General features: G+C 56.2%; 10 protein-coding genes. 3 read left to right on the forward strand and 7 right to left on the reverse strand.

The genetic code is table 11. The features are described from left to right. Window positions 1-6: 6 nt before the first annotated feature. The 4 genes from Q3O59_RS09640 to pepA form a co-directional block, all read right to left on the reverse strand. Window positions 7-1,062, reverse strand: coding sequence for a hypothetical protein (locus Q3O59_RS09640; protein WP_305945382.1), 1,056 nt, complete (start codon window positions 1,060-1,062; stop codon window positions 7-9). A gap of 307 nt (window positions 1,063-1,369) precedes the next feature. Next, on the reverse strand, window positions 1,370-4,225 hold the full coding sequence (locus Q3O59_RS09645; RefSeq protein ID WP_305945383.1) for a valine--tRNA ligase: 2,856 nt from the start codon (window positions 4,223-4,225) through the stop codon (window positions 1,370-1,372). Between the two features lie 15 nt (window positions 4,226-4,240). Then, window positions 4,241-4,681, reverse strand: a complete 441-nt coding sequence (locus Q3O59_RS09650) for a DNA polymerase III subunit chi (RefSeq protein WP_305945384.1) — start codon at window positions 4,679-4,681, stop codon at window positions 4,241-4,243. Continuing rightward, window positions 4,682-6,187: a leucyl aminopeptidase gene (gene pepA, locus Q3O59_RS09655; protein WP_305945385.1), complete on the reverse strand. Its 1,506-nt coding sequence runs from the start codon at window positions 6,185-6,187 to the stop codon at window positions 4,682-4,684. It abuts the gene before it with no gap. A gap of 180 nt (window positions 6,188-6,367) precedes the next feature. Between pepA and lptF the strand changes: the two genes are divergently transcribed. Both lptF and lptG read left to right on the forward strand, forming a co-directional pair. Next, window positions 6,368-7,477: an LPS export ABC transporter permease LptF gene (lptF, locus tag Q3O59_RS09660; RefSeq protein ID WP_305945386.1), complete on the forward strand. Its 1,110-nt coding sequence runs from the start codon at window positions 6,368-6,370 to the stop codon at window positions 7,475-7,477. Continuing rightward, a complete protein-coding gene (gene lptG, locus Q3O59_RS09665) occupies window positions 7,474-8,541 on the forward strand; it encodes an LPS export ABC transporter permease LptG (protein WP_305945387.1) in 1,068 nt (355 codons plus the stop codon). The genes lptF and lptG overlap by 4 nt, the downstream gene beginning before the upstream one ends. A gap of 2 nt (window positions 8,542-8,543) precedes the next feature. Here lptG and Q3O59_RS09670 read toward each other — a convergent pair whose 3' ends face one another. The 3 genes from Q3O59_RS09670 to Q3O59_RS09680 form a co-directional block, all read right to left on the reverse strand. Further along, window positions 8,544-9,047, reverse strand: a complete 504-nt coding sequence (locus tag Q3O59_RS09670) for an RDD family protein (protein ID WP_305945388.1) — start codon at window positions 9,045-9,047, stop codon at window positions 8,544-8,546. A gap of 64 nt (window positions 9,048-9,111) precedes the next feature. Next, window positions 9,112-10,404, reverse strand: a complete 1,293-nt coding sequence (locus Q3O59_RS09675) for a DUF3422 family protein (RefSeq protein WP_305945389.1) — start codon at window positions 10,402-10,404, stop codon at window positions 9,112-9,114. A 219-nt stretch (window positions 10,405-10,623) separates the two neighbouring features. After that, entirely contained in the window at window positions 10,624-11,295 is a 672-nt protein-coding gene (locus tag Q3O59_RS09680; protein ID WP_305945390.1) for a response regulator transcription factor, read from the reverse strand. On the opposite strand from Q3O59_RS09680, the gene Q3O59_RS09685 reads away from it, so the two are divergent. Continuing rightward, on the forward strand, window positions 11,279-13,180 hold the full coding sequence (locus Q3O59_RS09685) for a sensor histidine kinase (RefSeq protein WP_305945391.1): 1,902 nt from the start codon (window positions 11,279-11,281) through the stop codon (window positions 13,178-13,180). The two genes, Q3O59_RS09680 and Q3O59_RS09685, sit on opposite strands and share 17 nt — an antisense overlap. Window positions 13,181-13,265 lie beyond the last annotated feature (85 nt).

Here is a 13,265-nt window from a genome sequence, read left to right on the forward strand (position 1 = left end):
CCTTATTCAATCCAGCAACTCCTGATACACCAGCTCGGATAAACTGAACTGATCCGAGCCGCGCACCACCCGATAGGTGGAGCGGAATATCCACCAGCCCGAGCTGATATCGTCGCTGTCAAAGCCATAGCCGGTTTGATCGGTAAAATTGACCGACGCATTGGCCAAGGTCACCTGGCCGCGCTGACGGTCGGTCAGGATGCCATTGTGGCTGTAGTTATCGCTCATTAGCATCGGGTAGTGGTACGGCATAAAGCTGGTCACTGCCTGGCTTTGGGCTGCCACTTTGCCATTAAAGCCGACCTGGTTGGAGCAACTGTGAAAGGCTGCCACGCTGGCAGCGCCGCAGCTGGAGTGACTGGCAACCACACCATCATCGGTACCTGGCAGGAACAATCCCGTGGTGCCAAAGTAATCGTTGCTGGCTGCGACCATGCGAATGCGCGGGATGCGCTCATCCGGAAAAGCGGCCAGTTGTCGGGCACTGTTGACACGCAAATCATTCAACACCCCCAGGTTAGCCGGCGAAGGCGTTTCACCCAGCCACAGCGAGATGGCAAAACGCAGGGTGGCATCAATCCAGCTGCCGCTGTTAGCGACATTGATGGCCAAATCGGCCAGCTCAGAGCCGCCACCCGCCCCGGCAAAATCCAGGGTGGCAACAATGTTCAGCGGCTGCAGGCCGGCATTTTGCAGCCATAAAGCCTGATTATCCAGAATGTAACGGGTCACCAGGTCGCCGGTGGAATGGGTCACAAAGATGCAGCCACTTTGGCAGGTGCCTTGTTGCGACAGTTGCTGCAACACCGGCCAGGCATAGTCGCTGATGATCCGGCCAGTAATACGTTCATGCGATGGCCAGTCAATACGGGCACTGGCTTTAGGCAACCAGAAATCTTGCCAGTAATTGGCGCCATCCTGTGCTACTTCCGTTTGGTTGGGTCTGCTGGCGAGCTGAGCAGGTTGGAAACCATGCACCAACACTATGGGGTAGTCGCTGGCTTCGGCTGAGCTGGACCAAAGCGTGGCCGCTAAAACAGCGGTGGAGAGTATGTATTTCATGCAAGCCTCTATCGTTTGTTGTTGTTGTTCGATACTGCTTCCCTGAACCGATGGTTTGATGTCCGACCTGTCCTAATCTAGAGCAGACAGCTCAGATTGCAAGGGCACAAAACCGGAGTCAAAGCCGGTAACAGAAGGTTTTTAGTCTTGGAGCGTTTCAACAAAAACGGAACAGCAAAGTGATCTCAATGGCTGTGGTAGGCTGGATGGTCAGGGCAGTGTTTAAAGTGATTGCTCGAAGTTTTTTTGTTTTTATGCGCTAAAAACGGCAGCCGAAGCTGCCGTATCAGTGAAGGGTAGCCTGCAGTTAGAGCGCAGCGATTTCCTCGATTTGCGCTTCCAACTTGCCAAGACTGAGCTTCAGCTCGGCCTGTTTGGCTTTCTCCTTTTCCAGTACCGCCTCGGGTGCATTGTTGACAAACTTCTCGTTGCTCAGTTTGCCATCCACCCGGGCCAGTTCCTGCTTGGCTTTTTCCTGCAGCTTGCCAAGACGCGCCAGTTCGGCGTCTTTGTCGATCAGGCCAGCCATCGGGATCAGCACATCCATGGCGCCGACTTGCTGCACGGCACAGGCCGGCGCTTTGTCCTGACTGCTGAGCACTGTGATCTGTTCCAGCTTGGCCATCACTTGCAGGAAGTTGCGGTTTTGCTCCAGCCGGCGTAGCTCGTCGCTGCTAAGCTGACGCAGCAAAATCGACAGCGGCTTGCCCGGAGAGATGTTCATCTCACCACGAATGGTACGTACTGCCAGGATCACCTGTTTGAGCCACTCCAAATCCTGCAGCGCCGTCTCGTTGACTTCCTCGGCCTGATACTCAGGATAGGGCTGCAGCATAATGCTGTCGCCCTGCACGCCTGCCAGTGGTGCGACTTGCTGCCAGATGGTTTCGGTCATAAAAGGCATAATGGGGTGCATTAAGCGCAGCAGGCTTTCCAGCACGGTGACCAGGGTGCGGCGGGTGCCGCGCTGGGCAGCTTCGTCGCCTTGTTGCAGTACCGGCTTGGTCAGCTCCAGGTACCAGTCGCAGAACTGGTTCCAGGTAAACTCGTACAAAGTGTGGGCGGCCATATCAAAGCGGTAGTTGTCCATCGCCTGGCGCACTGCTTTCACTGTGTGCTGGTATTGGGTCAGGATCCATTCATCGGCCAGCGACAAGGTGCAGTCACCGCCGTTTTGGCCGCAATCCTGGCCTTCGGTGTTCATCAGCACATAACGGCTGGCGTTCCACAGTTTGTTGCAGAAATTGCGGTAGCCTTCCAGTCGCTTCATATCCCAGTTGATGTCGCGGCCGGTCGAAGCCAGTGCTGCCAGGGTAAAGCGCAGCGCATCGGTGCCACTGGCCTGGATCCCTTCCGGAAACTGGGTTTTGGTTTGCTTGGCGATTTTTTCGGCCAGCTTGGGCTGCATCATGTTGCTGGTGCGCTTGGCCAGCAGCGCATCAAGTTCAATGCCGTCGATTAAGTCCAGCGGATCGATGACGTTGCCCTTGGACTTGGACATCTTATCGCCGTTTTCATCGCGGATCAGGCCAGTGACGTACACGGTTTTAAAAGGCACCTGCGGCTTGCCGTCGGCATCTTTAATCAAATGCATGGTCATCATGATCATCCGGGCGACCCAGAAGAAAATGATGTCAAAGCCGGTTACCAGCACATCGGTCGGGTGAAAGCGTGCCAGCTCTGGCGTTTGCTCCGGCCAGCCCAGGGTAGAGAAAGTCCAGAGGCCGGAACTGAACCAGGTGTCCAGCACGTCTTCGTCCTGGCGCAGTGTCACACTGTCGTCCAGACCATGCTGGCTGCGGACTTCCTGCTCGTTGCGGCCGACATAGACCTTGCCGTTGTCGTCGTACCAGGCCGGAATGCGATGGCCCCACCACAGCTGGCGGGAAATGCACCAGTCCTGAATATCGCGCATCCAGCTGTAGTACATGTTTTCGTACTGCTTGGGCACAAACTGGATGTCGCCGTTTTCCACCGCTTCGATGGCGGTTTTGGCCAAAGGCGCGGTGCGCACGTACCACTGATCCGTCAGCAGTGGCTCAATCACCACGCCACTGCGATCGCCATAGGGCAGGGTATTGGTGATGGCTTCGATTTTTTCCAGCAAGCCGGCGGCGTCAAAGGCGGCGACAATGGCTTTGCGGGCGGCAAAGCGATCCAGCCCCTGAAACTCTGCCGGGATCACTGCGCTTTGTTCCGGCCTGGCTTCGCCATTGCTGGAGAAGCACTCGCCTTCGCTGCGAATGGCGGCATCCGGCGTCAGCACATTGATCATGGGCAGCTGATGGCGCTTGCCGACTTCGTAATCGTTAAAGTCGTGCGCCGGGGTGATTTTGACGCAGCCACTGCCTTTTTCCATATCGGCGTGGTCATCGGCAATGATCGGAATGCGGCGATTAACCAGCGGCAGTTGCACTTCTTTGCCAATCAGTGCCTGATAACGTGGATCGTCTGGATTCACCGCTACGGCGGTATCGCCCAGCATGGTTTCTGGCCGGGTGGTGGCGACCACCAGATAATCTTTGCCATCGGCCGTGACAGCGCCATCGGCCAGCGGGTAGCGCAGATGCCAGAACTGGCCTTGCTGATCCTTGTTTTCCACTTCCAGATCGGAAATGGCGGTGTGCAGCTTCGGATCCCAGTTCACCAAACGTTTGCCGCGGTAGATCAGATCGTCCTGATACAGCCGGACAAAGACTTCCTGCACCGCATTGGACAGACCTTCGTCCATGGTAAAACGCTCGCGCTCCCAGTCAACGGAGTTGCCAAGCCGGCGCATCTGATCGCTGATGGTGCCACCGGATTCGGCTTTCCACTGCCAGATTTTGTCGATAAAGGCATCACGGCCCAGCGCATGACGATCGGGTTGGCCTTCGGCGGCCAGTTTGCGCTCCACCACCATCTGGGTGGCGATACCGGCATGGTCACTGCCCACCTGCCACAAGGTATTTTTGCCTTGCATCCGCTGGTAGCGGATCAGGGCATCCATAATGGTGTGCTGGAACGCATGCCCCATGTGCAGACTGCCGGTGACATTCGGCGGCGGGATCATGATGCAGTAGTTGTCCTGGCTGTCGTCACTGCCAGCTTTAAAGTAGCCTTTGCTTTCCCAGGCCTGGTACATGGCCTGCTCAATCTGACTTGGGTTAAAGGTTTTTTCCATCGGGTTACCTGCAAATCAGCGGGTGGGCATCATCTCGGGAGTAATGCCAAGCTGACGATAGTGTTTATAGCGGGTTCTGGCGTCGGCTTTTAACTGCTCATCGGCCGGAACAAATTCAATTACTTGCGCAAAACGCCGGGCAAAGTCCGGCACATTGCGGCTTAAATTAATCAGCAACTGCCGTTGCTGGCGCGGTGCCTGCCAGCTGATCTCAACCGGTGCACCCCGTGCCGGGCCTTCGCCCGGCAGGTTGTGTGGAATAAAGCGCTCTGGCTCAAATTGCCACAGCCACTCGTCCAGTGCATGCGCATCCTGCTCGTTGTCGGTTAGGATAAAAATACGCTGCTGCTGACGATACGCCTCAGCGCACAGCTGGCAAGCCAAATGCCAGTGCGCCGGAATATCCGGCTGTGGCGCTTGGCTATCCTCTGCCAGCTGGTAAAAGCGGACCTGCATTTAGTCCTGATCCTGACCACAGCGGTGCAGCAGGTACTGAGTCAGCATCGGCACTGGCCGGCCAGTAGAGCCTTTGTCTTTGCCACCACTGCGCCAGGCGGTACCGGCAATATCCAGATGCGCCCAGTGGAACTTGCGGGTAAAGCGCGACAGGAAACAGGCTGCGGTAATGGTACCGGCAGCACGACCGCCCAGGTTGCTGAAATCGGCAAAAGGACTTTCCAGTTGCTCCTGATAATCGTCCCACAACGGCAAGCGCCAAGCGCGGTCGCCACTGCTGTCGGAGGCATTCAGTAAGTCGTGTGCCAGCGGGTTGTGGTTGCTGAGCAGGCCAGTGGCGTGCTTGCCAAGCGCAATGATGCAAGCGCCGGTTAAGGTTGCGACGTCAATCACCACATCCGGGTCAAAGCGCTCAACATAGGTCAGTGCATCGCACAGCACCAGCCGGCCTTCGGCATCGGTGTTCAGCACTTCCACGGTTTGGCCCGACATGGTGGTCAGAATATCGCCCGGACGGTAGGCATTGGCATCCGGCATGTTTTCTGCGGCAGCCAACACGCCAATCACATTCAGTGGCAGCTCCAGTTCGCACAGCGATTTCATCGCGCCCAGCACCGCTGCAGCGCCGCCCATGTCGTATTTCATTTCGTCCATGCCATCGCCTGGCTTGATGCTGATGCCACCGGAGTCGAAGGTCAGGCCTTTGCCCACCAGCACAATGGGGGCGGCGTCGGTATCGGCACCGCGGTAGTTCATCACCGTCATGCGCGGTTCATTGACCGAGCCTTTGCCGACCGCCAGATAGGCATTCATGCCAAGTTCGGCCAGTTGGGCCGGGCCCAGCACTTCAACCTGCAATTTGCTGTGCTGGTTGGCAAGCTGCTCGCTTTGCTCGGCCAGATAGCTGGGGGTGCAGATGTTTGGCGGCATGTTGCCGACGTCTTTGCACAATTTCGCGCCGGCAGCCACGGCCAGACCATGGTCGACCGCTTTTTCACCCAGCGCCAGATCGCGGCGGGTTGGCACATTAAAGACAATTTTGCGCAAGGGGCGACGGGTTTCGTCTTTTTTGCTTTTCAGCTGATCGAACACATAGAGCGAGTCCTGAGCGCTTTCCACCGCATGCCGTACTTTCCAGTAAATATCGCGGCCTTTGACATGCAGCTCGGACAAGAAACAGACGGCTTCCATTGAGCCGGTTTCATTCAGGGTGCTGATGGTTTTGGCAATGATCTGCTTGTACTGGCGCTCGTCCAGCTCCCGCTCTTTGCCACAACCGACCAGCAACACCCGCTCACTCAGAACATTGGGCACATGGTGCAGCAACAGCATCTGGCCAGGCTTGCCTTCCAGATCGCCCCGACGCAGCAGGTTGCTGATGTAGCCTTCGCTGATTTTATCCAGCTGCTCGGCAACGGCCGACAAACGGCGTGGTTCATAGACACCGACCACAATGCAGGCACTGCGTTGTTTTTCCGGGCTGCCACTTTTTACACTGAACTCCATCTTGACTCCTGGTTCTAACGGAACCGACGTGAAGCACCCAACCGCGGGAAAATCTGTGGACCGGGTAAGAAAATGCTCGGATTTTACGGCGCTTTCGTCGATAATAATTATGATAAACACCAAGTTTACTCAAAAACGGCCGAGGTTTCAGCAAAAAGACCGGTTTTCAGGGGGCATTTTTTGATTATTTTCCGTTATCTGATTGGAGAGGTAGCCAAGTCACAGCTGGCGGTTTTTCTGATCCTGATGACCATCATTATGAGTCAGCGTTTTGTGCGTATTCTGGCCGATGCCTCGGAAGGGGATTTGCCGGCTCAGTTGATCCTGACCATGGTGGGCCTGAAGTTGCCGCAACTGGCGCTGATTATCCTGCCGCTTAGTGCTTTTCTGGGCATTTTCATTGCGCTGGGCCGTATTTACGCCGACAGTGAAATGACGGTGTTGCATGCCACGGGTTTCAGTGAGCGCCGCGTTGCTACTTTTGTACTGAGCTGGTCCTTGTTGCTGGCGGTGGCTGCAGCCTGGGTCAGCATGGTGTTTAGCCCCTGGTCGATGGAGCGTGAGTACGAGGTGTTGGAGCGGGTGGACAGCGATGTGGGTCTCTATTCCTTGGTACCGGGTCGCTTTCAGCAAAGCTCCAATGAACGGGCAGTGCTCTTTGTGCACGATATCGCCCGTGGCAGTGGCGAGTTGTCGCGGGTGTTTGTGGCCCAAAGCGAAATCCGTGATGGCAAGCCGTTTCACTCCATTGTTTATGCCCAAAGTGGCGCCGTGCAGGAAGACCCCAGCGGTGCTCAGATGCTGGTACTGGAGCAGGGACGGCGTTATGCCGGCCAGTTGCAATCCCCCCCCTTTGAAGTGCTTGAGTTTGGCCGTTACCAGCTGCAAATTCGTGAGCAGGAAGTTGAGCATCGCCGGCGAAAGTTAAGCAGCCTGCCCACCCCTGAGCTGCTGCAACAACTGGATGACCCGGAAGCCGTGGCCGAGTGGCACTGGCGTATTGCCATTCCGTTGTCCATTGTGTTGCTGGCACTGATTGCGGTGCCACTGAGCCGGGTGAATCCCCGTCAGGGTAAGTTTGGCAAGCTGTTGCCGGCGCTGGGGCTGTACCTGGGCTATTACATGCTGCTGATCGTGACCCGCTCTGCACTGGAAAATGATCAGGTTCCCGGCTGGCTGGGGATGTGGTGGATCCATGCCAGTGCTCTGGCACTTGGGCTCTTGCTGTTGGCGCAACAACTGCCGTCCGTCCGGCGATTGCAGCGCCGCTTGCGGGAGGCCGGCGTATGATCCGTATTCTGGATATCTATCTTGGGAAAACCATTCTGGCCACCACCAGTTTAACCCTGGTGGTGTTGATGATCCTGTCTGGCCTGTTCCGTTTTTTGGATCAATTGCGGGCCATTGGGCGCGGCAACTACGATACCTTGCATGCGGTGCTGTTTAGTCTCTACAGCATGCCGGGCGATCTGGTGATGTTCTTCCCGATGGCGGCCCTGATTGGGGGCTTGGTCGGTTTGGGGTTATTGGCCAGCAACAGCGAGCTGGTGGTGATGCAGGCTGCAGGCTTGTCGCGACTGAATATCATCAACTCGGTGATGAAAACCGCAGTGCTGATGATGCTGGTGGTAATGGCCGTGGCCGAGTGGGGCGCACCTGCGACCGACAGGGCGGCTCGGGAGCTTCGCATTAAAGCCATTTCCGGTGGCAATCTGTTTGCGGTGCAGCAAGGGATCTGGGCCAAAGATGGCGATGATTTTGTCAACATCAAAGAGGTGAAAGAAAGCGGTGCGCTGGCCGGGGTAGCGATTTATGAGTTTAGCGATGACCTGAAACTGGAAGCCATTATCTACGCGGAGTCGGCACGTTTCAATCAGGATCACTGGGTCCTGGGCCAGGTCAGCCGACTGCACTTTCACCCTGAGCGGATAGAACGTCACCAATGGCAGGAGCAGCGCTGGCGATCTACCCTCACGCCAGATAAGCTGGGGGTGGTCACCATCAAACCTGAGATGCTGTCGTTGCGGGGGTTAAGCGACTACCTGGACTACTTGCGCGCCAACCAGCAGGACACCAGCCGCTACGAGCTGGCCTATTGGCGCAAACTGACTCAGCCATTAACCGTGGTGGCCATGCTGCTGATGGCACTGTCTTTTATTTTTGGGCCCCTGCGCAGTGTCACCATGGCGGCCCGCGGCATTATGGGGGTTTTGACCGGTTTTGCCTTTTACATGAGCAACGAGGTCTTTGGTCCGGTGGCCCTGGTGTATCAGATGCCGCCTTTGCTGGGTGCTGTCTTGCCCAGCATGCTGTTTATTGTGCTGGCGGCCTATCTGATGCAGAAAAAAGTCTGAGCCTAGCGCGCCGTTTTGTAGAGGTTCAGGGCTTTGCTTTGCTCTTTGCTGATCACCACCATCTGGGTCTGGGTCAGCTGATCCTGCAAGGCCAGACCTTTGCCCCAACGAACAAATAGCCAAAAATTGCCAAGGCCTCCCAAAGCGAAAATGGCCCGTAAAATGGCCTGACGCAAGGCCAGCTGTTGGCCATTTTGTTGCAACAACAACAGGCGCCAGGCTTTCATGCCCAGGGTCTGACCGGCACGCAGCCAAAAGTAGACGTAAAAGCCAATGGCAGCCGATAGCAGGTACAGCAAATACAGCCAGCGCTGCAATCCCTGGCCTAAAAAGGCGGCGGTATCCTCATAGCCGGATAAGTCCAGCAGCCCCACTTTGTTCATGGCAAACACCAACCCCACGGCCAGACCAGCGGCGGCCATGATGACGGCAAACAGCACCAGAGCATCGTAAATAATGGCGGCTAAACGACGGGCAAAACCAGCCCTTGGCGCATTTTCAAACATGCAGTATCTCACCTTGGTTGAATGCGCCCGAGTGTAGCATAGCCGCCTTGGCAGCGAAATCCGTTCAAGGCCGTGCTGCTTTTTCTGCGCGCTTTAAACGGCGGCGAAAGGCATAGAGCAGCAAGGCGACGCTGCTGATCACCAACGGCAGGCTCAGGCTGTGCCACAGCTCGCTATTCAGCTCAGGCCACCAATACTGCAAGGCACGGATGCCATGCTGGCACAGCTGCATGGCGTAATAACTAATGGCCACCACCGACAAGCCTTCCACCATGTGTTGCAACTTGAGTTGCAGCCGGGCGCGCTGGTCCATCGATGCCAGTAAGCGCTGGTTTTGCTGTTCGAGCTTCAAACTGATACGGGTGCGCAGCAGCTCGGTACAGCGACCCAACCGGTTGGAGAGTCCTTGCTGGCGAAACAGCACCGATTCACTGGTACGATAGGCCGGTGTCAGCCGGCGCTCGGTAAAATCCTGCAACGACATCAGGCCATCAATCGGGGTTTCATTCAGGCTTTTAATCCTGTCCAGTGCCAGTTGGTAGTAAGCGGCACTGGCTTGCAGCCGTGAGCTGTTCTCCGCGATTAGATGCTCGGTTTGTGCTGCCATTCGGGTCAGTTCAGCCAGCAAGGATTCGTCATGCTGCTCGGCCTCCTCAATGCGCTGGGTAATGTAGGACAGTTGTTGTTCCAGAGCATTCAACTGGCTAATGGCTTTGCGGGCCAGTGGCCAGCCCAGCAGGGAGAGCTTGCGATAATTGCCCAGGTCAAAGAGTTGCTGCACCAGACGACCCAGCTGCGCCGGGCTAAGGCCGCGGTCTTGCATCAGCATCCGGCCCGCACCTTCGGCATGCTTTTGAAAGTCGGTCCAGATGCGGGCTTTTTGCTCGGCCAGATAGCTGCTGATGCAATGATCCGGATTAAACATGGCGGCAATGCTCTGCTCTTGGGTGCTGCTGTTGCTGTCCAGCACACTCAGCTGGATGACCCGAAATACCTGCCCTGGGAAAGGCTCCAGCCAGTCTTTGGCGGGCAGGAAATCCAGTGGATCATCAAAGAAATCAGAGCCACTGCCAGGCAGGATAAAGGTGTAACTGGAGAACTCGCCATGCTTTTCCCAGCGTAAGGTGGCGCCAAATAAGGACAGATTCAGATCGTTGTCGCTTTCTTTTAGTTGCGCCCCTTGTTGTGCCGCCAATTGCTGCATCTGAGCAAACTCGGTACTGCGGCTGCTCGGGCTGACCGTCAACACAAACTGACACAGCCGGCAGGGTGCCTGTAGGGCAGGGAAGGTCCGTTGGCGTAACTCCTGATCCAGCAGATCGCGCAGCGGGTGGTTGCGTTGTTGGAATCGGCTCATTCAGGGTCTCCTTAGCTGTCAACACGCCTCTGAAAGCTGCAGCTTGTGTGCCAGTGGCAAACTCAAGGTTAGGGAGAGCAGTCTAAGGTGTTGAGCATGTTAGTTTTATGAATCAGCTATGGCATCTTTTATGTCTTGGAAGATGAATCGCTTTGTGTGGAGATGGTGCAGCAAGTCGCATTTTGGGCCGCTTTAGTGCAAGTGCTGTGGTGCAACCGGTTATTTGAGCTCGGTATCGAGCAACTGATAGCCCAGATTTCGAATGGTTTTCAGCGGCAGCGCTTCGCCACTGCTTTGCTGGACTTTTTGCCGCAGTCGGCAAATCAGCGTATCCAGCCTGCGGTAATCCGGTGTTTGTTGCAGATAGGGGGCCAATTCCTGCAGCAGCGTGGCTTTGCTTTGTTGGCCCTGCTGCAAGGCCAGCAGTACTTTTGCTTCACTGGGGCTTAAGGCGATGGTACAACCCTGCGGGCTTCGCAGGCAGCCACGGTTGGGGTCCAGTTGCCATGCTAGCGGTTCAACATCAGGGGTTAGTCGTTGTTGCAGCTGACGCAGCAAGGCCACCAGCTCCGGTAAAAACACCGGTTTAACCAGGTAGGCATCGGCTCCGTTTTGAATGGCCTGAGCGCGTTGTTGCGGCTGGCCTCTGGCGCTAACCACCAGGATCCCCATGGCCAGTCCATGCTGCTGCCGTAGCATCGGCAGCGCCAGCATACCATCGCCATCGGGCAAACTCAGATCAAGCAACAGGGCCTGATACTGGCATTGTTGCAACTTTTGGTTCATGCTGGCTAGGGAATCGGCCGCATCGGTGGCAAAACCCTGCGCTTGCAGGTAGTCAAGCAACTCCAGTTGTAAATCCGGATGATCTTCAGTGACCAGTATTCGCATTCTTCTTTGTCTGATGATGGTGGTAAGCGGTGCAACTGCTGCGATGGACTCTATCCAGCGCTACACGGCAGTCTCTTCCAATTATTCTGGCACATCCATCACGGCCTTGCCAGCCGGGCGCTGGGCGCTTGGTCCAGCAGCGCAATGGACACCACAGCAATTGCTGACCAATCCCAGCTTGTTGCCAGGTGAGCTGCAGGGCCAGCGCCTGTCTTTTGGCTACAGCAGTGACGTGCTCTGGATTTGGTTTGCACTGGAACAGCAGCCCGAGGAGCTGTTGTTTCTGCAGCTTGGCAGCAGCTTTTTAGACCGGGTCGATTTGTTCTTTTTGGATGACAAGGGGCAGTTGAATCAGCAGCAAAGCGGCGATCACATACCGTTTTTTGACCGGCCGGTGCTCAGCCGTGGTTTGGTGCTGCGGCTGCACGAGGTGGAAACGCCACAGCGCGTGGCCTATTTGCTCAGGGTTGAAACCGGCAGTGCCATGACACTACGGCCTGTGCTGCAATCTCCCGGCGATTTGCTGCTGCACGAAAAAAACAGCACTTTGCTTTATGGTGTTTTATTCGGCTTTAGTGTGCTGGCGGCATTGCTGGCACTGATCAGCTGGGGCTGGACACGGCAGGGTGCCTTTTTAACGGCGGCGCTCTACAGTCTGGTGTTTGCCTGGCTGCATTTCACCATCAATGGCTTTGATCAGCAGTACCTTTATCCCAGCATGCCAATTTGGACCGATCGTCTGATTGGGGTAAGCGGCTTTTTATCTGCGGCTCTGTTGCAGTTTTTGGTGCTGCAATTTGCCAAGGTACGGCAGTGGTTGCCTCGGGCAAACCAGTTGCTGGTTGGTTGGGCTGTGCTTTACCTGGCAGGAGCGCTGGCTTCTTTGGCCGGTGCCTACCCGCTGCTGGCACCGGTACTGATGCTGAGCGGTTTGTTGCAAATTCTGGTACTGCTGGGGTTGATGCTGTATGGCTTGAAGCGGCAGTGGCCGGTAAATCTGCTGTTGTTTCTGATGCTGGCACCAGGCTGCCTGGCCATTTTATTGCAGGTACTGCGAAATCTGGGGCTCTTGCCCTTTACCTTCTGGACTTCGCACCTGTGGGCCTTGTCAGCCATGGTGCAGTTGGCGTTGTTGCTGGTGATCCTGTTACTTACTTTAAGCAAAGCGCAGCAACGCCTGCAGCAACAGCTGGATGAAAACACTGCCGTGCAGCGCTTGTACCAACTGATGGCGCATGAGCTGCGCACCCCCCTGGCGGTCGTCAGCTCAGCGCTGAGCAATCTGCAATGGCAAACCCATCAACTGCCGGAAGCACAGCCCCGCATTGACCGGGCCAGGATGGCCGTCGCCCGACTGAACAACCTGGTTGACAACGCTCTGGCGGAAGACCGGCTGCATCTGTTGCAGCAAGGCATTCAGCCCGAAGCCGTCGAACCGGCTGAGTGGCTGGAGGAGCTGAGCAACCTCTGTTTGTTGACCGACAAGCACCAACTCGATATTCAGCAACCGGACCAGCTGGACAGCCTGATCTTTGATCGCCAATGGCTGACACTGGCGGTACTGAATCTGCTGGACAATGCCGTCAAGTACTCGCCAACCGGGGGCCGAATCGTGCTCAGTCTGAGTCTGGCTGACCAGTACTGGCAACTGGCAGTGTCGGATCAGGGCAGTGGCGTGCCTGAAGCCGACCGCCCCCACTTATTCGAACGCGGTTTTCGCGCCAAACAGCACCGTGGCTACAGCGGCCTGGGGCTGGGCTTGCACCTGGTGGACGAAGTAGTGCGCGCCCATGGTGGCCGCATTGGGTACCAACCCCAGGCCGTTGGCAGTTGTTTTGTGCTGGAGCTGCCATTGCAGCCACTAACCGCAAGCAGTACATCCTGAGTTTCTTTATTGGGGAAAATGTAAGAAATGGTAAGGTTTCTTTCCTTGGTGTTTTAAGGGGTTAGCTTCCATACTTGAAATTATT

Source organism: Alkalimonas delamerensis, assembly GCF_030717955.1.
Classification (GTDB): Bacteria; Pseudomonadota; Gammaproteobacteria; order Enterobacterales; family Alteromonadaceae; genus Alkalimonas; species Alkalimonas delamerensis.

Coding starts and splice junctions, on each gene's coding strand:
- Q3O59_RS09645 (WP_305945383.1), bottom strand. CDS start 4,225: ATGGAAAAAACCTTTAACCCAAGTCAGATTGAGCAGGCCATGTACCAG.
- pepA (WP_305945385.1), bottom strand. CDS start 6,187: ATGGAGTTCAGTGTAAAAAGTGGCAGCCCGGAAAAACAACGCAGTGCC.
- Q3O59_RS09680 (WP_305945390.1), bottom strand. CDS start 11,295: ATGCGAATACTGGTCACTGAAGATCATCCGGATTTACAACTGGAGTTG.
- Q3O59_RS09670 (WP_305945388.1), bottom strand. CDS start 9,047: ATGTTTGAAAATGCGCCAAGGGCTGGTTTTGCCCGTCGTTTAGCCGCC.
- Q3O59_RS09675 (WP_305945389.1), bottom strand. CDS start 10,404: ATGAGCCGATTCCAACAACGCAACCACCCGCTGCGCGATCTGCTGGAT.
- Q3O59_RS09640 (WP_305945382.1), bottom strand. CDS start 1,062: ATGAAATACATACTCTCCACCGCTGTTTTAGCGGCCACGCTTTGGTCC.
- Q3O59_RS09650 (WP_305945384.1), bottom strand. CDS start 4,681: ATGCAGGTCCGCTTTTACCAGCTGGCAGAGGATAGCCAAGCGCCACAG.
- lptG (WP_305945387.1), top strand. CDS start 7,474: ATGATCCGTATTCTGGATATCTATCTTGGGAAAACCATTCTGGCCACC.